This is a genomic window from Citrobacter sp. XY323, from assembly GCF_025106035.1.
Taxonomy (GTDB): domain Bacteria; phylum Pseudomonadota; class Gammaproteobacteria; order Enterobacterales; family Enterobacteriaceae; genus Citrobacter; species Citrobacter braakii.
Window position 1 is genome coordinate 268,114 of record NZ_JANYUK010000004.1, and the last position, 20,393, is coordinate 288,506.

The 20,393-nt window shown below is 45.0% G+C and carries 18 protein-coding genes; all 18 read right to left on the reverse strand.

The window, feature by feature from the left end; genetic code table 11:
• Positions 1 to 13: 13 nt before the first annotated feature.
• The 18 genes from N0B36_RS07805 to N0B36_RS07890 all read right to left on the reverse strand — a co-directional run bounded on the left by N0B36_RS07805 (position 14) and on the right by N0B36_RS07890 (position 20,392).
• Positions 14 to 814: an alpha-1,2-fucosyltransferase gene (locus N0B36_RS07805; protein WP_259687023.1), complete on the reverse strand. Its 801-nt coding sequence runs from the start codon at positions 812 to 814 to the stop codon at positions 14 to 16.
• 11 nt (positions 815 to 825) lie between these two features.
• Complete coding sequence (locus tag N0B36_RS07810) at positions 826 to 1,623, reverse strand: hypothetical protein (protein ID WP_235117494.1); 798 nt, start codon at positions 1,621 to 1,623, stop codon at positions 826 to 828.
• The gene (locus tag N0B36_RS07815; protein ID WP_235117495.1) at positions 1,623 to 2,282 is read right to left on the reverse strand and encodes an HAD family phosphatase; all 660 of its coding nucleotides are present in this window, start codon (positions 2,280 to 2,282) and stop codon (positions 1,623 to 1,625) included. Before N0B36_RS07815 ends, N0B36_RS07810 begins: the two co-directional genes overlap by 1 nt.
• 4 nt (positions 2,283 to 2,286) lie before the next feature.
• Positions 2,287 to 3,429 carry a glycosyltransferase gene (locus N0B36_RS07820; RefSeq protein ID WP_259687024.1) on the reverse strand — a complete coding sequence of 381 codons (1,143 nt, stop codon included), beginning with the start codon at positions 3,427 to 3,429 and terminating at the stop codon, positions 2,287 to 2,289.
• Positions 3,413 to 4,573 carry a hypothetical protein gene (locus N0B36_RS07825; protein WP_259687025.1) on the reverse strand — a complete coding sequence of 387 codons (1,161 nt, stop codon included), beginning with the start codon at positions 4,571 to 4,573 and terminating at the stop codon, positions 3,413 to 3,415. The genes N0B36_RS07820 and N0B36_RS07825 overlap by 17 nt, the downstream gene beginning before the upstream one ends.
• Positions 4,574 to 5,254 (reverse strand): CatB-related O-acetyltransferase, encoded by a 681-nt coding sequence (locus N0B36_RS24400; protein ID WP_279264006.1) that lies wholly within the window; start codon positions 5,252 to 5,254, stop codon positions 4,574 to 4,576.
• 1 nt (position 5,255) lies between these two features.
• Positions 5,256 to 6,167 (reverse strand): hypothetical protein, encoded by a 912-nt coding sequence (locus tag N0B36_RS07835; RefSeq protein ID WP_259687026.1) that lies wholly within the window; start codon positions 6,165 to 6,167, stop codon positions 5,256 to 5,258.
• 16 nt (positions 6,168 to 6,183) lie between these two features.
• The gene (locus N0B36_RS07840) at positions 6,184 to 7,473 is read right to left on the reverse strand and encodes a flippase (RefSeq protein WP_259687027.1); all 1,290 of its coding nucleotides are present in this window, start codon (positions 7,471 to 7,473) and stop codon (positions 6,184 to 6,186) included.
• Positions 7,474 to 7,840: 367 nt separating this feature from the next.
• Positions 7,841 to 8,734: a GalU regulator GalF gene (galF, locus tag N0B36_RS07845; protein WP_259687028.1), complete on the reverse strand. Its 894-nt coding sequence runs from the start codon at positions 8,732 to 8,734 to the stop codon at positions 7,841 to 7,843.
• A gap of 165 nt (positions 8,735 to 8,899) precedes the next feature.
• Positions 8,900 to 10,294 carry a colanic acid biosynthesis protein WcaM gene (gene wcaM / locus N0B36_RS07850; protein WP_259687029.1) on the reverse strand — a complete coding sequence of 465 codons (1,395 nt, stop codon included), beginning with the start codon at positions 10,292 to 10,294 and terminating at the stop codon, positions 8,900 to 8,902.
• 11 nt (positions 10,295 to 10,305) lie between these two features.
• Entirely contained in the window at positions 10,306 to 11,526 is a 1,221-nt protein-coding gene (gene wcaL, locus N0B36_RS07855; protein ID WP_259687030.1) for a colanic acid biosynthesis glycosyltransferase WcaL, read from the reverse strand.
• On the reverse strand, positions 11,523 to 12,803 hold the full coding sequence (wcaK, locus tag N0B36_RS07860) for a colanic acid biosynthesis pyruvyl transferase WcaK (RefSeq protein WP_213238830.1): 1,281 nt from the start codon (positions 12,801 to 12,803) through the stop codon (positions 11,523 to 11,525). Before wcaK ends, wcaL begins: the two co-directional genes overlap by 4 nt.
• Positions 12,804 to 12,826: 23 nt before the next feature.
• Positions 12,827 to 14,305: a colanic acid undecaprenyl disphosphate flippase WzxC gene (wzxC, locus tag N0B36_RS07865; protein ID WP_259687031.1), complete on the reverse strand. Its 1,479-nt coding sequence runs from the start codon at positions 14,303 to 14,305 to the stop codon at positions 12,827 to 12,829.
• Position 14,306: 1 nt separating this feature from the next.
• The gene (gene wcaJ, locus N0B36_RS07870; protein WP_259687032.1) at positions 14,307 to 15,701 is read right to left on the reverse strand and encodes an undecaprenyl-phosphate glucose phosphotransferase; all 1,395 of its coding nucleotides are present in this window, start codon (positions 15,699 to 15,701) and stop codon (positions 14,307 to 14,309) included.
• A 54-nt stretch (positions 15,702 to 15,755) separates the two neighbouring features.
• Positions 15,756 to 17,126 (reverse strand): colanic acid biosynthesis phosphomannomutase CpsG, encoded by a 1,371-nt coding sequence (cpsG, locus tag N0B36_RS07875; protein ID WP_259687033.1) that lies wholly within the window; start codon positions 17,124 to 17,126, stop codon positions 15,756 to 15,758.
• 127 nt (positions 17,127 to 17,253) lie between these two features.
• A complete protein-coding gene (gene cpsB, locus N0B36_RS07880) occupies positions 17,254 to 18,690 on the reverse strand; it encodes a mannose-1-phosphate guanyltransferase (RefSeq protein WP_259687149.1) in 1,437 nt (478 codons plus the stop codon).
• A complete protein-coding gene (gene wcaI, locus N0B36_RS07885; RefSeq protein WP_259687034.1) occupies positions 18,690 to 19,916 on the reverse strand; it encodes a colanic acid biosynthesis fucosyltransferase WcaI in 1,227 nt (408 codons plus the stop codon). Before wcaI ends, cpsB begins: the two co-directional genes overlap by 1 nt.
• Complete coding sequence (locus tag N0B36_RS07890; protein WP_115190464.1) at positions 19,913 to 20,392, reverse strand: GDP-mannose mannosyl hydrolase; 480 nt, start codon at positions 20,390 to 20,392, stop codon at positions 19,913 to 19,915. Before N0B36_RS07890 ends, wcaI begins: the two co-directional genes overlap by 4 nt.
• Position 20,393 lies beyond the last annotated feature (1 nt).

Consider the following 20,393-nt stretch of genomic DNA (forward strand, 5'->3'; position numbering starts at 1 on the left):
ACTCCTTATATTATTAACTTAACTCACCAGGAAGAATGAAATTTCTAGAGTCCTGAACTGTTAACTTCTTGGGGGCAAAAACGATGCACCCAGGTTGATAGCCTAAAGCTGATGCCCAAATAGAAAACGTACTATTAGATAATATCTTAGTTTGAGATTGCGCTAGCAATAAAAAGTCATCTAGCATATTGCCTTCGGAAAATGAATATCTTATAGCCATTTTATTCGCTATTTCAGAGGCATATTTTTTATCGTCTGTTACGATAACAAATCGCTCTGCGACATTCAACTCTTTGACTTTAGCCAACTGATCAAGATAATAATTTACATCAGCAATCCCACTGTATTTATCAGTTAAAAAATCACCACCACGTATATGAACTGCACAAATATTTTTTTTAATTTCAAGCTCGGTGTACCGATAGTCTTTTTTCAGAACTTCAATCATTTCATCGAAAAGATTTTGGTCAAGACAACTTTGAAAATAACCATCTAAGTAATAGTTTTGTGCGGGAATTTTTTTATTGGCCACCCGATTAAAATTATAGTCACCGACAAATCTATCGCTGTATTTTGTAATTGCTTTCATTCGGGGTAAACGCAACTTGAGTATACTATGATTCTTTATGGTTGAACCAGTCAATTTAAAATAAGTTGGCAGTTCATTTTTTCTTACTGCTTTGTATTTTTTCAAATCAGAATCGTCGAGAGCAATCAATGGAACCGTACTTTTTTTTCTAATAAGAAGTGAAGCGCCGTATTGAAAGATCTGATTGCCTAGCCCACCCGCTAATCTGCAACATACTTTAGACATTGACACTCCATTTATTTATTTAATATCTTTTTTAAAGAAACAAGTAATAACATGTAAAACAGAATAGCACTCGTCAATAATAAAACATCAAACCTTAACACAAAAAAATACAGCATCAAAATAATAATACATGCAACTGCGTAATATATTACTTTGTACTTATTTTCTTGCCCAATCACGAATTGCATTACTGTAAATGTCTTGGCTGAATATATAAAAAATGCTGGAATTGTATATATAAAAAGTGATAACAATGTAAATCCAATCTTTTCTGGAACTATATAAGATGAAAAGATCATCAGTGGAAAAATAAATCGTGATGAGGATAACAATAAGAAAGTAAATACTTTCATCGCATTTCGCGTTTTGTTATGAAAGAAATAAACCACACTTGTTGCAATAGAATAAAAAACAACTTTTACGATGACATCGTCAATAGTAAAAAAAGACAAAAGGTAAAGTGATAATGCATAGAACAAAATTCTGATGATGATAATTTTGTTATAATTACCGTCTATATAATTATACAATTCACCGACAATTCTTAATGTTGGGTTTATTTCTTTTTTTACTGTTTTAATATCATTTTCTATATATCCATTCTCATAAAAAATATACAAAATGGAGTACACAAAAATAAAAACAATCCCTAAGTATAAGGTTCTTTCCTCAACATCTAACAATCCAAAATAAAAGAACAAAAAACAAGGTAATGGTATTGTGAGTAAAAAACTAATAAACTTAGAAATAGTTTTAATGCGAGATAAGAAAGTATATCCGAATGGGAAATATATAATATATTTATTCATTAAGCATCCTTCTTAATAAAATCAACTTTGCGAGCATTTGCTTTAAGACATCTATTCCATTTCTCTATATCTCTATCATTGTGTACAATAATATGAGAGTGATCGCTCACTAAAACTAATTCTATATCTGTATAGTTATCAGTAACGACTATTGTAGTTTCTGCCGTTTTTAATAAAGGCAATAAAGTGTCTTTCTTTAATAATAACAGGTCCTTCTTAATTTCTCCTGTGCACTTATTATTTAAAAAACCAATTTTTGAAGAATAATACTCAACACCTAATTTATGAGCTATTGCCCTTGCTACAGGTTCGATAGTGGCACTTGCTATAACTATTTTATACCCTTGTTTTTTATATTCCCCCATTAAAATATTAGTGCTATATATACGACTCTCTTCTAGTTCATCAACGAATTCGCTTGCCCATTTATTGATGTCCTCGAGTGAAAAATCAGATAATTGTTTTACCTGTAAAATTCTATAAATATCCTTCCCGCTGAAGGATGAATATATTACATTGAGCGCACGTAATATATATGGGGCATTCATTATATTTTTATTATACTTTATTATGTTTTTTTTAGAAAGCCAACGCAAAAATGAATATGTAGTGTTATCATAGTATAACGTACCGCATATATCAAAAACAGCCAATTTCAAAATATCACCCTCCTAAAACTTTCGAGAAAAAGGACCTTAGTTTATTTTCCTTCATCTCCATGAATACATTATATTTATTTATAATTGTCACTTTATCAAAATTCAGCAGATTTGCTTCTCTAATTAGAGAGTTGAGTTTTGCAGGATCATCATTTTCATATGTGAATAATTCATCCGCGAAATATTTTTCCAATTCAGGTTGAGAAATACCACTCGAAATAACAACACATCCATATTCCAGGTACTGGAGTACTTTTGATGGAAATGAATAAAAAGAGAATTTACATTGTGACCTAAGTGGGTTAATGCTTATTTTCGCATCTGTCAATAATAATTGATAATCTGATTCATTAAGAAATCCTCTATAAGAAATCCCTAACTCATTTGTACAATTAACTACATGTTCTTTTAAGCCACCATTGCCAGTAATTACTAATTTATTTTTTATATCCGCAGGTAAATCAATCAGGGCCTGTAACAGCACTTCTATACCACCAACGAAATCTAACCTTCCAGTATAAATAATATGTCCTGATTTTGAGTCAGATTTAATTTCATCACCACTTCTAGAATTATAACCATAGTCAACTATTGAATTTGCATCTTTTCTCTTAATGAGATTTCTGACATTTTCATTAACGACAATGAAATTGAGTCCTTTTTTGAAAACAAAATTTTCCGAAAACTGCGTCAAAAATCGCTTAAACAATGAAAAATCATAGACACTGTATATCTCCTCAACCTGAAATATTGTTTTCTTCAATACCCAAGGAAAAATACATGAAGGTAATATATAAAAAAGAATATTGGCAGGTAACAAATTGTATATTAGGAGATATTTCCCTCTACCCATTAGTTTAAATATTAGATAGATCATTAAAAAAATCGAAATAAGCCCTTTTAATATCGCACCTAGAAAATTAGAGGCAACGCAATACGTTATACACTGTTGCGTATTTGAGATATTATGTTTTTCCCGTTTTACGATTGGCACATTTCCAGATTTAACAATTGAATATATCTTAAGTTCACTTCCATGTGGAAGACAACGGCAAACTCTATCTACTCTATGCCGCACTGAACTCGCAGCGGAACTCCCTTCAATACCCAACGGATAATAATCATTTACTCTATAATATACTTCCACTTTTATTATGCCTCCCTGTCTGAATATGCATAGTCGTAAATAGAGCATAACAGATCAGTAACATCATATTACCCTCAAGAACCACATCCTGGCACATCACTATTAGTGTTAAAATCGACAAAAAGAAATACGGATTTTTAACTTTCCTATTTTGTTTTTTGTATTTTAAATAACTAAATAAGAGAATGAAGTTAGAAAAAAGAAACATAATTAAAGGTATAAATCCGGCGACTCTAGCGCTATCTAAATAAATATTATGATACCAGTTTCCAGAATACTCACTTGCGTACGGTGTAAAACCGCCCATAGGTTGCATCAGAAATTTTGTAATTCCATCTTGTATAAGTTCAAATCTAGCTGATTTCAGCCCTTCACTTCCAAATCGTTCAAACACCAAATTGAAATATTTGTCAAAAACTGGTAAGTCTTTAAATATTAGAGAAAACGTAATTAAGGCACCAACACTTATTAAACAAAGCCAAATAGTTGCTTTCAGATTTATATTTCTGTTGTATTGATAAAGCAAACTAATAATTGCAATAATAAAAAATGTACGTCCTCCAAGAAATATCGATGATAATAAAAGAAGAGGATATAATAATGTCAGAAAAATCCTTTTGTTAAACGTGTTAGCTTTAAACGCAACCACCAAATACATAAACACAATAGCTAGTGAGTTACTTATTCCGGGTGAGTTAATTTCCTCATGACTAAATGGATCCAGCAATTTACCGTATCCATAAACTCCGGAAGGTTCAAGAAAACTATAAATAACAACAAACTCCGCCCTCATAAATATACCGAGAATGAAAAAAAGCAACATTCCCTTAGCATTCTCAATATTATTTACTAATAACAACGTTAAACACACAATCATAAAGATAATATACATTGCATACTTTATGGGTGAGTCAAGATATAACTTTGAGAATCCAATAAAAAACACACACAACACAAATAAAACAATGAATAATATATTAAAACTTGTTGCAACACTTCCTAAGTATAATGATTTATTTTTATAGCCTGATAGGAATAATGACAAAATTAGTAAAGGTATAAATACAGAATATAAGCTAAAACCAGAGAAGAAAAAACTTAATAAAAGCATGCTTTTATATACATCATTACTTTTAAAACGCATTCAATTATGTTCCTTTAGTTTTTCACTTACTCTAATTAATTCAATTATATTATCTTCAATCTTCCCCTGGAATATATATGAATGATCTTTTAAAACAGTTTCAGGCCAATTCCACCATTCTATATCCTTTAACACATCCACATGCTGTGTTGAACAGCGTAATCGTTTAACAACAGCAGGAACACCAGCAACAATCGCATAAGGCAACACATCTTTTGTTACAACAGCACCTGCGGCTATGATTGCGCCATCACCTATTTTAACACCATCCATAATGATGGCATTTGCGCCAACCCATACATCATTACCTAATATTGTTGTTTTTTCTTCTACAAATTTATCTTCGCTTGTAAACGAGGCACCACATTGTTTTCTTGTAGAATAAAAAATTGGATGTGTTGATATCAAAGACGTGGGGTGAGCACCAAGCCCTCCAATTTTTGAACCCATAGCAATACTACAAAATCTTCCTACCGTGGCATTTCCAATACTGGCCCCAACGGCATAAGAGTATTTCCCAATATGTGAGTTATAAATTGAGGATTTTCCAGTTATTCTATTATAACCTTCAAATGTAGAATGCTCATCAGTATAAGATAGCAGATCTATATAGACCCCCATACCATTTTTATTTATGTCTCTCTTTATCAGGTATGATTTAAATCTATTCAAAAATCCCATTTCAGGCCCCTTTTATTTTTCTTTTTATATAAGAAATAATTTTGGCTAGCAGGCTTTTTTTGTTTCTTTTGAAATAGTCTATATGTGCCAAGTAATAATCTTTACTTTCAATTAGAGCATCCTTTCGGATCAACTCTAGTGGATTGTTAGCAATAGCAGTATTTTTATAAATATCATCACCGTTACAGTTTTCCCCCGAACCATCATGACCTATATTCTTCGCCATTACCGTTGTTGGAAAAAGAGCTAACCACTTATTTGATGCTAGAGTTATATACCAGAAGATAAACCATGTATTAAGTTTACCATCAGCATTAAGTGTAGCTTGTTCAAAAAAGTCAAATGCCCCATCAAAATTTATGTAATTTATGATTTCCTTATCAGTTGATTTAACTGCATTAATGTCTTTCTTAAAGCTGTGCCATCGATCTGCCCATGTAGCCCATCCCCAGCACAGAGGAATTCTTAGTAGGTAAGTTGATTCATTGTTATTGACCATCTTGACAGGATAGCTGCTACCAGAAACAGAGCCTACGTCTTTTACTTCCGCGTACATATCTAGTGCGTCATTCATATATTTCAAGAAATAAGGCGATGTCTCTATATCATCCTCAAGAACAATAACACGTCCATATTTATTTATTGTTTCCGTTACGCCCTGAATTATGCTTTGAGCAAGTCCAATGTTTTTATCTTGCTTAACTATAGTTACACTATTGAATCCTGTGATAGTATCAATATATTCTCTAACAGCCTGGACTCCAGCATCATCTTTGGGGGCTTTTGCACCATCTGAATAGATAATAAGATCAGTATATTCTGCGAGACTATTATTGCTTAATGCCGACAACATTTTTTTTGTATGCTCAGGTCGTGAATAGACAAAAGCGATTACAGGAGAATATTTTTTCACTTTTTGTTCCTGTTTATTATCTTAAAAAAAATAAACTTTTGAGTTGCATCAAGAAAATTCTTTTAGCAAAAAACAGATTAAATAATATAGATGCTGAAAACTGAGACATTACTGCAGATATCGCGGCACCTTTAATTCCATAGTATGGAATTAAAGTAAAGTTTGCTATTCCACAAACAACAAGGCCTGTAAGCGACTTATATAGAGTAAATGTACCTTTCCTTTCATTAACAATCCATAAGCTTTGAGCTACCCCTAAGCATATGAATAAGTTGGTCACTACATGGATAGCAAGCACTCCAATTCCGTTGGTATAATTTGTTCCTAGCATAATTTCTATAATAAATGGTGACATTACTGAAATTATTAAAGTTATTCCCCAGCCAATGGCGGAAAACATCAGGAAAACATTACCGATAGCTTTATAATATTCATATTCCCCCTCTCTCTTCTTTCTGGCAATATATGGAGCCAAACTCACTGATAATGTTACCGGAACAAAATTCCATAATGTCGAAAATTGTAATGCTGCCGCATAAATACCTAAAGATGCCTCACCTAATAAATTTTTTATCATGACCTGATCTATTCTCATATATAATATGATCGAGAGACCACTAACTAAATAAGGCCAAGATTCACTAAGTAGTAATTTGCTTTTTTCTATAGTTGCAGACCACTTATGCTTAGTTCTAAATTTTCTATACGCAAAGGTCAGTGCTAACGCAGATAGTAATGCATCCATGCTAAGTAGTAACGCGAAAGTCCATAGTGGACTGTGACACAATATTAGAACAATTCTCATTATATTTGTAATAGTGTATGCGCATAATTTTGCTATAACAGTTCTTTTACTCTGACTTTGACTTTGAAACCAAATATCAATTGTATCAACGCATTGAAATACTAATCCACCGCCAGCCAATAATGTTAGTAATGCAAAATGGGCGCCATTAAAAAAAGCCACCCCACTCACAGCCACTATTAAACATAAAAAACCAACACAGAAACGCAAAATGAGCGCGGTTCCTAAATCTTGATGTGCCTTATCTATATTATGAGCAATATCGCGTACTAAAATCGTATCCATTCCAAGTAAAGCGATTACTTGAAAAAAACTAATGAGCGTTATTACATATGCTAGCTGACCATATGTTTCTGGACCCAAATAACGAGCTACCCATACCCCTACAAGCAGTCCAAACATTAATCGGACGAATTTATCAAATAAAAGCCAACCTGCATTTGAAATTATTTTCTTAATTTCAAAATTAATATTTATTTTTTTGGTAAGTTTAGACAGCATTGAAAACACCTGCGAAATTTTGCAATCCAAGTAATAAACCTACTCAATATTTATAGATTTATAAGTTTTCTGATTCGAATAGACATGCTACCGCCCCTGGCTCAACAGCTACCAGTGCACTGCTTAAATTCCAGAGGTTCGATCACCCTCGCAAAGCTCTGAAATTTTTATGCCTAATTGTCTTACCAAATGCTACCCGAAACAAGAAAAAATCAGCCCAATCCTGGATTAAACTTAGTAGGTTAACTCTTTGTTATTGGGTGTTTTTCATGAAAAAACGACAGCAACACCCCACAGCATAAAGCACAGATACAGGGATGTTAGCTGCCGCTATTTTTCTGGCGTACCGTCACAAAGCTCTGTAAATCTACTCGCTCAGTAGCTTCTCTATGCTCTTACGGAACTTCGGCCCTTCCTTCAGGTTACGCAGTCCGTACTTAACGAATGCCTGCATATAACCCATTTTTTTACCGCAGTCGTAGCTATCGCCTGTCATCAGCATGGCATCAACAGACTGTTTTTTCGCCAGCTCAGCAATAGCATCCGTCAACTGAATACGTCCCCAGGCGCCAGGTTGTGTATGCTCTAATTCAGCCCAGATATCAGCAGAAAGCACGTAGCGTCCTACAGCCATCAGATCGGAATCCAGCGTTTGCGGCTGATCCGGTTTTTCAATGAACTCGACGATCCGGCTAATGTTACCTTCGTTATTTAAAGGCTCTTTGGTCTGAATAACAGAGTACTCAGACAGATCGCCTTCCATACGCTTAGCCAGCACCTGACTACGCCCGGTTTCATTAAAACGAGCAACCATGGCAGCCAGGTTGTAGCGCAGCGGATCCGCGCTCGCTATATCAAGAACGACGTCAGGTAATACGACGACAAAAGGGTTATCCCCAACAATTGGGCGAGCACAAAGAATTGAATGGCCCAGGCCCAGTAACTGAGCCTGACGAACGTTCATAATAGTCACGCCTGGAGGACAGATAGACTGCACCTCGGCTAATAGCTGGCGCTTAACACGCTGCTCAAGCAACGATTCGAGTTCGTAAGAGGTGTCGAAGTGGTTCTCAACCGCGTTCTTAGACGCATGAGTCACCAGCACGATTTCTTTGATACCTGCAGCTACAATTTCGTCGACAATGTATTGAATCATCGGCTTGTCTACGATCGGTAGCATCTCTTTAGGGATTGCCTTCGTGGCAGGCAACATGTGCATCCCCAGACCTGCTACCGGAATAACTGCTTTCAAATTAATCATTAAGTCATTCACCTATTCAATTGTTGCTGAATTATAGCTTTTTAGCTTGTTTTAGCCAGTATGAATTACATTACTCCGATGCAGCGTATGTTACGCCGCTTAACTTCGCAATGCAGTAATCTTAATCCCATGGAGGTGTCACTTTAGCCAGGAATGGTCGCAAAGTTACAGCTCCCGTCCCGGGAGTCGAAAATTCACCGCTTCGACATTCACCACCTGATGGTTTACCCGGTCGATGTCAACTGAGCTTTGCCCGGTTTCGTTTACCGCATGGACATTCGCCAGCGAGAGTAATGTGTCCTGTTTTGCCATAAACTTGCCGCGCACATCCTGACGGAGATCGAAGTGCATCTTAAGTGCGGGTCCCGTCGCGGATTGCTGCATAACCCTGATGTTACGTAAAAAAAGGTGCTGTGGTTGGTTATGCAACTCAAGCGTGGCACGTTTCATCTCCACATTGGTGATCGCCACAAATGAAGTCGCATTACCAGAGGAGATCTGAATACCGCGCAATTTGTATTCACGTTTCGTATTATCCAGATGGATATTATTTAACTTAAAGTTTTGTGGAATGGATAAATAACGCCCTTTGATTACGCCGTAACCAATGAGCATACCTGCGCTATTCTCCATATTGATATTATCAATTACGAAATTATCACATCCGTAAATAGCGACTGTCGCATTATCAATACCCGCTTTCTTACTATAATCCGGGGTGATATTTCGCGCGGTAATATTACGAATAATAAAGTGTTTGCCGTTCTCCACATGGACTAACTGTCGGCAGTCGCTACCGGTGATGTTCGCTACCACGAAGTTTTTTACCGCCAGTTCATCGGGATAGGTATTGTCATAGGTACTGCCCGCCAGCCCGATGCCAATGCCCCAGTTCACGTTGCCGTTGGTACAGTTGATACGTTCAATGACATGGTCAGAAATGAGGATGTTGCTGTCATTTATCGCTACATTCCACTCGATAGCATCACCCTGTAAATCGCTAAAACGGCTGTTCGTGATCTTTACGCCGTCCATTCGATTATGAAAACCCTGACGCAAAATGCCATAGTTAGCGCGCGTGACGGTAATATCATCGATAGTCAGATTACGCATCAGCCTCGAGGTTTTACCGCCGATATAGATTTGCGTCACCGGACCGAAACCGCTCATGGCAATCCCTTTTATCACACAGTCCGACCCCCGCACATCGAGGGTAACGTTCCTCAGGCTCCCGCCCTGCTCGCCCATCACCTTGCATCCATCCTGCAGAACAAAGCGCCCACGGCCATTGCCACTTATTCGCCCTTGCAGGAATAGCGTTTTGCCTGGTGGGATAACGATGGCGGTATTGAGATCCTTACATTCCAGCCCTGTTGGTACGACGACCGTTTGTCCTTCTTTGAACGCCTGCCTGAAAGAGGCCACCCAATCCTGTGGGTTGTAATCCTGAATGTTGACGCTGCCCGGTGATTCTAACGCCCGAACAACGGGAGAATGCAGCACGACAAGCGCAGAACTTGCCGTCAGAAAAGTACGGCGTGAGAGCTTTTTCTCTGACATACAACCTCGATTTACATCGTTTGCAGCAGACTGGCTAACTGTTTATTGATCGCTAACTGATTAAATTCAGTTGTAATTTTTTCTCGCGCGCACTGCACAATCGGCTGCACCTGCTCACTGTCGAGCAGGCTAAATGCCGCTAACCGCTCGGCCAGCGCCTGCGCATCGTTTTCCGGTGCCAGCCAACCAGACTTGCCCGACTCGACCAGTTCAGGGATCCCACTATGGACGGTGGAAATCACCGGGATGCCCACCGCCATCGCCTCCATCAGCGCCACCGGGATCCCCTCCATATCGCCATCCCTTCCGGTAATTGAGGGCAGCAAAAAGACATCGGCCTGCTCAAGCATTTCCTTCACCTGATGACTGGGTTTAAAGCCAGGCATCTCAATCACATCATCAAGTTGATATTGCTCGATTAGCGTACGAAGACGACGCTCCCAGGGGCCAATGCCAAGGATGCGATAACGGAATGCAACGCCCTGCTCTTTCAACTGACGACAGGCTTCGATGGCGACGTGCAGTCCTTTTTTCTCAGTTAACCGGGCGACAGAGATAATCTCCAGCGGTGCGGCTGGCGATTTCAACTGGCGTGGCGTAAAGCGCGTCATATCGATTCCCATGCGCGAGACCGCGATTTTCTGCGGCGGGCACCCCATATTTTTTAAACGTCCGGCCCAGAGGTTGCTGATGGGTAACATCAAATCCCCACGTTCAAACAGTTGCTGATATTCAGGGGTGTAGTGGGCAAGCACATCCCGATGCGAAACATCAATGCCGTGAAATACCGTGGCGATTTTGCCGCGGATCATCCCTAGCTCACGCAGTTTGGCGGCCGTTACGCCTGCGGGTCCAAAATGAGCGATAAACACATCCGCTTCAAACGCCCGCGGGTTCGCGCCACAAATGGCCGCCAAAATCAGATTGCGCGCCTCATCGCCATAGCGTGAAACATTCAGCGCTTTCCAGGTGGCTGAGCGGGTAATACCGCGCAGGGCCGCCACTGCCCTATACTTAAGCTTCGCCAGTTTGCTGTTCGGCTCATTCAGTAACCAGCGCGTTTTTTCACCCAGACGGTAGGTATTAAATGAAGCATGGGTATTTTCAAGATCGCCCTTGTGCAACGCGACAATTTCCACGTCGTAGCCCATGTCGATAAATGCGGTAATCTGATTGAGTACAAAGGTCTCGGAGGAGAGCGGAAATTTAAGCAGGAAAAAGCCAACCTTCATTTTTCCCCCTCAATACGCGTTAAAACCGATTGCACCATGTTCACCCCACGTTCACGCTCACGCTTAACCGCGTCGCCGAGACGTATGTTCAGCTCAGGTAGCTGTCCGAGAGCATCGGCGACCTTTCCTTCCAGGCTGCCATCGAGCAGATGGCGAATATCGACGGCCATCTCTGCTAACCCCAGTTGTTGCATGATCCCTGCCGATTTATGCTCATAATTAATGGCGATGGCTGGCGTCATAAAATTCATCGAGATGATGGCCGAGTGTAAACGAGTCCCCACCGTCAGATCGCATGCAGCCAAAATTTTCCCCATCTCCAGGTCGTTGAGTTCATCCATCACCACGTGATAACGGCCCGGATCGTTAATATACTGGCGCAGGTTCAACGCCACCATGCGGTCATCTTTGTTGTAACTATCAATACCGGTACAGGTTGACAGCGCTATCACCTGGTAACCTTCATCAAGGATGCGGTTCACTACCCCAGCAAAAGCTTGCTCATAGGCCTGCTGCGTTGTCCCCAGACGCTTATCAAAAGGAGCCAGCTCACGCAGAGTAATGGCAACAGTCTTCTGTTTTGCCGCCATGTGTAACCAGTGCTGTACGGCATAACCAGGCTCATAATCCTCATCATGGTTATTTACCAGCCAGGCGGTATCTACCCCGGTTTCGACTTTATCCGTGTTTATTGCACTGCGCTTCATCAGATCCAGACTGACGGATTCACGCAAAATCAACGCATTACAGTGTCCAAAAACGTAGTTCGCCAGTTGATTAAACTGTTCATCCTGGAATGGCCCCACGCTGTGGCCAATCATGTACAGCGGTTTTTTCGCCATAAACGTACACAGGGCATGTTCAAACTGCGGTACGCCATACAAATCGACAAAAAACGATCCGCCGACCTGGATAATGGCGTCGTAGCGCGACAGCAGACGAACAAAATCGGTAAACCCCTGGGCGATCGCGATATTGCGCAGATTACCGGAATCGGTGACACGCGAGAGCAGCACCTGATGCTGATAGCGACGACGCAGCACTTTCTTCACGCGTCCCATAACGCCCGCGGCGTTATTGTGTTGCTTCATCTGCGAATACAGCGGATCGCCCATCACCGGGCGGTTCAGCAACCACGAAGAACTCACCGGATAACGGCTCATAACATCCACTTCAGTCTCAGGACGCAACGCGTTAATGGCATCCAGCAAACCGCGCAGAATCGCGCTATCCCCACGGTTCCCACAGGTATGGTTGCCTAAAATTAATAGTTTCATTATGACCTCTTAAAGCGTTGTTCTTATCCTGCACGAAGCAAGGTTTTCATTTTTTCACTGCGGCAGAGCTGGCGTTTTATTTCCACCACTAACGGATGGCGCGACACCACAATCATCGCCGCGAACGCCAGTGCTCCTGCCGCTACCTGGATCCCCAGCAACGCGCCTGGCGACAGTTGGCTGCGCAGCATTACGTCCAGCGCATAGCTCACCACAAGGGTAGGTAAAGAGAGATATAACGGCAGCCACAGACTGAGCATGTACTGGCGGTAGCTGGAGCCAAGAACAGGTTTGATCATCACGAAGTAACTGAGGATCGTGTTAATCACCTGGACCAGCAAAAAGCCCAGCGTCACGCCAATCGCCCCGGCCTGATGACCACCGATGAAAATGGCGGGAATAAACAGAAAGGTTTTGAACACATTGAATTTGAAGCTGATGTCGACCCGTGCTTTCGCCATCAGCAGTGAACCGATCGGATTCCCCACAGAGCGCAGCAGTCCAACAATGCACAGCAGTTGCAAGACGGGAATAATACCGTTCCACTTCTCGCCAAATACCAGCGGCACCACATTGTTCGACACCACCATCAATCCCAGGAGTACCGGGAAGTTGATGATCCCGACCACCGACAGCAGCTTGTAAAAATTCACCCGTAGCTTTTCACTGTCGTCCTGAATTTTGGCAAACGCCGGAAACAGGACACGGGTAATAATCGGGTTCAGTTTGATCGGGGGAACAACCGCCACGTTCCAGGCGAGATTGAATCCGCCCGCCACACCTGCGCCCAACGTTCTGGCTAAAACCAACGTGGAAAGGTTGGTATTGAGGTAATTGATAATGCTGTCTGCCGTCAGCCACGCACCAAAACGCAGGTTCGACGAAACGGATGCCAGCGAAAAATACAGCCCCGGACGGTAAATCCGGCGACCAAAATAGCCGAACAGCAGCGTTCGTAGCGTACTGTTCACCAGATACCCGAGAATGGCCGTCAGCGCGAGCGGCCAGAAATGGGCGCTGACCACGGTAAAGGTAAAACCGGCCAACACCGAACTGGTTTCAATCATGCCAATTTTGTTGAAGGCCAGCTCTTTTTGCATCAGCGCGCGAAACTGCTGCCCGTGCGGTATCACCACAAACGCCAGCGATAAGGTTTTGATGAGTGGCGCCAGTTCGGGATTATTGAGCACGCTGGCAATCGTCCCGCTAAGCAGAAACATCACCACACATACCACCATACCCAGCCCAACGTTGAGCCAGTACAGCGTCGTCAGCTCAAGATAACCGATGTCTTTGCGCTGAATAATTGAATTGGCAATACCGAAATCCGACAACGTATCGGCCAGCGCAATGATCACCAGCGACACGGTTAACAACCCAAACTGGTGGTTATCAATAATCCGCGCCAGGACGGTCATCTGGATAAGTCCCAGACCAATAATGATCACCGTAGCAATCGCCGACCACTTTGCGCCATTAAGCGTTTTTTCTCGTAAGCTCATGTTAATACGCCGCTTTGTTCACAAAGCCTTTGAATACCGTCAGAAAAACAATTTTGATATCGAACCACATGCTCCACTCGCGAATGTATTCGAGGTCAAACTCCACACGTTTTTCCATTTTTTCCAGCGTATCGGTTTCACCGCGCCAGCCGTTGATTTGCGCCCAGCCGGTAATGCCCGGTTTCACCTTATGGCGTAACATGTACCCCTCGATCAGTTGGCGGTACTGTTCGTTATGCGCCACCGCATGCGGACGTGGGCCGACGATAGACATCCCCCCGGTCAGGACGTTAATAAACTGCGGCAGTTCATCGAGCGATGTCCGGCGCAGGAAATTTCCCACAGGGGTAACGCGCGGATCGTTTTGCGTCGCCTGCGTCACCACCGCGTCGTTCTCCATCACTTTCATCGAGCGAAACTTCCAGACTTTGATCGGCTTCCCGTCCATACCATAGCGGGTCTGGCGGAAAATCACCGGACCTTTGGAGGTCAGTTTTACCAGCAGCGCAATACCACACAGCACCGGGGAAATAAGCAGCAGGATCAGTGAAGCCAGCACGATATCTTCCGCGCGCTTTAACAGGCGATTAATCCCCGAGAGCGGCGTGTCATACAGCGGCACAACCGGAACGCCGTTCATCTCTTCAATCCGTGAATGCAGAATATTGAAGGTAAAGACATCAGGAATGAGGATCACCGAGCAGGTAGTGTCGGCCAACTCACGCACCAGTTTTTTTACGCTGGCGCCATCGCTCATCGACATGGCGATATAAACGTTATGAATGCGTGAAGCTTTGGCGTCGTCCACCAGTTGCTGCAGATTACCGGCCCAGTCGCGGGAGTTTTTTCCAGGGATTGGGTCGTGATAGACCCCCGCCACTTCAAATCCCAGCCACGGTTCATGGCGAAAACTGTCCAGCAGCATTTGTCCGGCGGGCAGGTCGCCAGCCACCGCCACCCGGCGGGTGTTGTAACCACGATTACGCAACCACCCCGCACCGTAGCGAATAAACGAACGACTCAACACCAGGCCGACGCTTGAAAGCAGATACCATGCCAGCCAGACGGCGAGACGGTTATCGAAATCGTTATTAAAGGCGATCAGACCTGCGCTAAAAATCAGACTCAGCGTCCAGTTTTGTAGTAACAGCACCAGCTCAGTGGAAATTTTGACGCCGCGCCAGGAGCGATAAAAATCCGTTATGCCACCGAGCATCTGAAAAACGACCAGCGTGATCAGCGCCACCAGCAGGTGCATATACAGGAAAGGCAAACCGCTTAATTCGCAGATCACCCACAACCCGCCAAACATGATGGTGATATCTGAAAAGCGTTGCACCATCGAAATTAACGACGCATTGGTTTTGGCGCGTTCGCGCTTTTTTAGATGTGTCATCGTGGTTCCTGTTAGTCACCCTTTGCCCATAAGCGGGCAAAGGAAGCACCGGCATTACTGATTCAGTAACGCCAGAAGAGTGCGCGTTCGCGCTTCCATCAACGGAATATTTCCGCGCGATTCCACGTTCAGGCGCACCACCGGTTCGGTATTGGAAGAGCGTAAATTGAAGCGCCAGTCGACAAACGCCATGCTGATACCGTCCGTTCTGTCCACCGTCAGCGCCTCACTGGAAAAGTGCTGCTCCACACGCGCAATCGCTGCCGCCGGCTCTGCCAGCGTGCTGTTGATTTCCCCACTCGCCGGATAGGCCACCATCCGGTCACGGACCAGTTCACCCAGCGACTGTCCTTTCAGACTCAGCAGTTCCGCCACCAGCAGCCACGGGATCATTCCGCTGTCGCAGTAAGCAAAATCACGGAAATAGTGATGCGCGCTCATTTCACCGCCATAAATGGCATCTTCATGGCGCATGCGCTCTTTGATAAACGCGTGCCCGGTTTTTGACATCACCGGTTTACCGCCTGCCGCCGTCACCACGTCCACGGTATTCCAGGACAGGCGCGGGTCGTGGATAATTTTCGCCCCCGGATTCTTCTCCAGAAACGCTTCTGCCAGCAGGCCGACAATGTAGTAGCCCTCAATGAACTGACCTTTTTCATCGAACAGGAAGCAGCGGTCAAAATCACCGTCGAAGGCAATCCCCATATCCGCACCGTGTTCAATCACCGCATTGCGCGTGTCGGCCCGGCATTCCGGCAGCAGAGGGTTGGGGATACCGTTGGGAAAATTGCCATCCGGCGTATTGTGAATTTTGATGAACTCGACCGGCACCCCCAGCGCCTTAAAACGGGCTTCAATGACGTCAACCACCGGACCTGCCGCACCGTTGCCGGAGTTGAGCACCAGCTTCATCGGTTTCAGACTGCCGGGATTGATGTAACCCAGCAGGTGGTCGATGTAGGCATCGCGGGTAGTAATACGCTGATAGTGGCCACGTTTTGTCACATCAACCGCCGGGAAGTCGTTGGCTTCCGCCAGGCGCTGCACGTCGCGCAGACCGGTATCACCGCTGATGGGCCGCGCCCCTTCCCGCACCAGCTTCATGCCGTTGTAATCCATCGGATTATGGCTGGCGGTCACTTCAATACCGCCGTCAATGCCAAGGTGGAAGGTGGCGAAGTAAATCTCTTCGGTGCCCGACATGCCAATATCCAGCACATTCACCCCCGCATCCTGCAGCCCTTTCGCCAGCGCCAGCTTCAGCGTCTCGCTGGTCAGACGCACATCGCCGCCCAGAACAATAGATTTTGGCTTCAGGAACTCGCCGTAAGCGCGGCCAATGCGCCACGCGATCTCTTCATTCAGCTCTTCGCCCAGCCTGCCGCGAATATCGTAGGCTTTGAAACAGGTTAATTTCGTCATGATTTCCCCTTCTTCAGGCAACAGTTAGCCCTCTCCTGACTGGAGATATTTTTCACAAAATGACTAGCCGTTAGTTTTTAGGCCGGATAAGGTGTTCACGCCGCCATCCGGCAACGATGATGTTGTGTTACGCGCGCCCGTAGCGATCCGCAAACCGCACCACATCATCCTCATCGAGGTAAGATCCGGAGCGCACTTCAATCAGATCGAGCGGGATTTTCCCAGGGTTCTCCAGACAATGGGTCGCCCCCAGCGGAATATAGACAGACTCGTTTTCAGCAAGCAGCTTGATATCATCATTGATTGTCACCTTCGCGGTACCGGCAACCACAACCCAGTGTTCAGCCCGGTGATGATGCATCTGCACAGACAATCCCTCACCAGGCTTGACGGTAATTCGCTTCACCTGGTAACGCTCTCCGGCATCAATTGAGTCGTACTTGCCCCACGGACGATAAACTTCGCGGTGAATATGATGCTCATGACGCCCGTCAGCCTTAATTTGCTCTACCACTTTTTTGACGTCCTGCACCGCGTTGCGATCGGCTATCAGCACCGCGTCTTTGGTCTGCACCACCACCAGATCTTTCACCCCGACGGTCGTCACCAGGCCGGATTCGGCATACACGTAACTGTTTTCCGTTTTGTGGCTTATGACATCGCCGTGATGCACATTGCCTTCAGCGGTATGGGCACTGATTTCCCACAGCGATGACCAGGAGCCAACATCGCTCCAGCCTGCATTCATTGGCATCACCACCGCATCGGCGGTACGTTCCATTACCGCATAGTCCACAGACTCTTCCGGGCAGGCGAGAAACGCCTGTTCATCAACGCGGATAAAATCGAGATCGGGGTCGACCGTACTCATGGCGTTCTCACAGGCTTCAAGAATGTCGGGACGATACTTTTTCAGTTCTTCCAGGTAACGTCCGGCCCGGAACAAGAACATGCCGCTGTTCCAGTAGTAGTCGCCGCTCGTCACGTAAGCCTGCGCGGTTTCCAGATTGGGCTTTTCAACAAACTGTGCCACTTCAAAAGCCACAGCGTCGGTATTCGTCGGCGAGACTTCCACCCGGCGGATATAGCCATAGCCGGTTTCCGGCTGGTCCGGCACGATACCGAACGTCACCAGCTTACCCGCTCCGGCATAGGGCATCGCATTGCGAACCGCCTCGCGGAATGCCTCTTCGTCGGCAATCATGTGATCGGCCGCCAAGACCAGCAGCAGCGGATCCTCACCCGGACTTTGACGTTTTGCCGCCAGCGCGGCCAGCGCTATCGCCGGTGCCGTGTTACGCCCGGCAGGTTCGAGAATGATGTTCTCAGTCAGCTTGTGCAGTTGTCGTAGCTGTTCCGCTACGATAAAACGGTGTTGTTCATTACAGATAACCACCGGGCTTTCGCACTCCACGCCGTTCAGACGGCAAATCGTCGTCTGCAGCATGGTGAGATCGCCTTTCAGGCACAGGAACTGCTTTGGGTACAGCACGCGGGACAGTGGCCATAAACGGCTCCCTGAGCCACCGGCCATCACCACCGGAAAGAGTTTGCTTTGACTCATCATGTACCCCGTATATCTGCAAGAAATTGACTCAGCACGTTTTCTTTATCCAGCGTGCGTTCGGCATAATCACGTGCCACCGTGTTTACTTTTGGCATCATCAATGCCCGTTTAATACCGCAAACCAGCGCGTTTACCGACTCCGGCTCCACGCACACCGCAATGCCAGGGTGAGCGTCACAAAGCTGACCCAGCTCGGTTTCAGGTTCGGCAGTAATAACTGCGTTACCACCAACAGCGAGGATATTGGTCAATTTGGAGGGCAGTACGGCATCAGCCGCACCACGCTTTTGCACGACCAGATGACAATCCGCAATCTTGAGCAACGCTGGCAGCGCGTCATATGATTGCAGCGGAAAGAACATCACGTTATTCAGGCCGCGTTCGCAGGCCATGCTCTCCAGCCGCGCTTTACCACCGCCCTGCCCGACAATCACAAACAGCCAGGGGTATTCGCTCAACTCGACCGCTGCGTCTATCACGCTCTCCAGCCCCTGCTTTTCACCGATATTGCCTGAGTAAAGAACGATCTTTTGATCGGCAGGCAATCCCAGTTGCTGGGACAACGCCTGGGCATCGGCGTCGCTCACATCACGAAAGCGCGTCACTTCTGACCAGTTCGGAAAGAAAATAACCTTGTGCGGCGCAACGCCTTTTTCCATGGCGCTGTGCATCATGGAACGGGAAATCGTCGAAATATGGTCCATATTCAACAGCCCACTGCGCTCAAAGGCGCTGGCCAGTTTTGCCACCATACCGCGCGTGCCTTTGCCCACCATTCCTAGCCCCAACATGGCATCGACTTCGTAATCCTGAACGTGCAATAGCGTACGTGCGCCACAAAGCTTTGCCAGCAGGCGCATGCCTGGCGTGCAAAACAGCGTCGGCACCACGCCGATAATGCGATCTGGCTTCCAGCGACGTTGCGCCAGTAGCGGGAAAAAACTGCTCAGGGCGAAACTGCCTAAATGCAGCAGGCGCTTGAGCGTTGAGGGTTGCTCAGGCACATACAGCGGACAACGCCAGACGAGGGCGTCGCCCTCTTCGCGACGGTAGCGCCAGGATGAATAACTGCCGTTTACCTTCCACTGGGGATAATAAGGCGGCGCGGTGATCACCCGAACGTCATGCCCCTGCTGCGCCATCCACTCCACCATTTCACCGGTGTATTTGCCGATACCGGTCAACTCCGGCGAATAGTTGATGCCATACACGAGGATCTTCATAGCCCGGGTACTCCGGCCTGACTTGTTTTACAGAAGTAAGCCCGACTGTTGTCGTGCACGTGGTCACTGACCAGAATCTGTGTAGCCGCCATCCATCGGTACGCATCATGTTGGACATTGGGCAGTTGCAAGTCGTTTTCCGACACCCGCAGACGAAATCCCAGCACGATGTAATGCGTTGAGAAATCATCCCCAGAAAAGTTGTCGTCATAGAAGTGCTGCCAGACACCGTAAAACTCCGCAGCGGACAGCGGTAAACGTAATCCCAGCTCCGCTTCAGTAAGCCGCTCAAAGGCCACGTGCAGCGGTTCATCTTTTTGCACCCGACCGCCGGGCACGAACCAGTAACCCTGCGCCGGACGATTGAGACGCTTACCGAGCAGAAATTCACCGTGGGTGTTTTCCACGATCAAATCGATGGAAATCAGCGGAGTTGAACGTACTACGGTGGCAAAATCCTCATGACGTAAAAACATG

Excerpts from the sequence above, each read along its gene's own strand:
- N0B36_RS07805 (WP_259687023.1), bottom strand. The coding sequence starts at position 814 with ATGTCTAAAGTATGTTGCAGATTAGCGGGTGGGCTAGGCAATCAGATC.
- N0B36_RS07810 (WP_235117494.1), bottom strand. The coding sequence starts at position 1,623 with ATGAATAAATATATTATATATTTCCCATTCGGATATACTTTCTTATCT.
- N0B36_RS07825 (WP_259687025.1), bottom strand. The coding sequence starts at position 4,573 with ATGCGTTTTAAAAGTAATGATGTATATAAAAGCATGCTTTTATTAAGT.
- N0B36_RS24400 (WP_279264006.1), bottom strand. The coding sequence starts at position 5,254 with ATGGGATTTTTGAATAGATTTAAATCATACCTGATAAAGAGAGACATA.
- N0B36_RS07840 (WP_259687027.1), bottom strand. The coding sequence starts at position 7,473 with ATGCTGTCTAAACTTACCAAAAAAATAAATATTAATTTTGAAATTAAG.
- galF (WP_259687028.1), bottom strand. The coding sequence starts at position 8,734 with ATGATTAATTTGAAAGCAGTTATTCCGGTAGCAGGTCTGGGGATGCAC.
- wcaM (WP_259687029.1), bottom strand. The coding sequence starts at position 10,294 with ATGTCAGAGAAAAAGCTCTCACGCCGTACTTTTCTGACGGCAAGTTCT.
- wcaL (WP_259687030.1), bottom strand. The coding sequence starts at position 11,526 with ATGAAGGTTGGCTTTTTCCTGCTTAAATTTCCGCTCTCCTCCGAGACC.
- wcaK (WP_213238830.1), bottom strand. The coding sequence starts at position 12,803 with ATGAAACTATTAATTTTAGGCAACCATACCTGTGGGAACCGTGGGGAT.
- wzxC (WP_259687031.1), bottom strand. The coding sequence starts at position 14,305 with ATGAGCTTACGAGAAAAAACGCTTAATGGCGCAAAGTGGTCGGCGATT.
- wcaJ (WP_259687032.1), bottom strand. The coding sequence starts at position 15,701 with ATGACACATCTAAAAAAGCGCGAACGCGCCAAAACCAATGCGTCGTTA.
- cpsG (WP_259687033.1), bottom strand. The coding sequence starts at position 17,126 with ATGACGAAATTAACCTGTTTCAAAGCCTACGATATTCGCGGCAGGCTG.
- cpsB (WP_259687149.1), bottom strand. The coding sequence starts at position 18,690 with ATGAGTCAAAGCAAACTCTTTCCGGTGGTGATGGCCGGTGGCTCAGGG.
- wcaI (WP_259687034.1), bottom strand. The coding sequence starts at position 19,916 with ATGAAGATCCTCGTGTATGGCATCAACTATTCGCCGGAGTTGACCGGT.
- N0B36_RS07890 (WP_115190464.1), bottom strand. The coding sequence starts at position 20,392 with ATGTTTTTACGTCATGAGGATTTTGCCACCGTAGTACGTTCAACTCCG.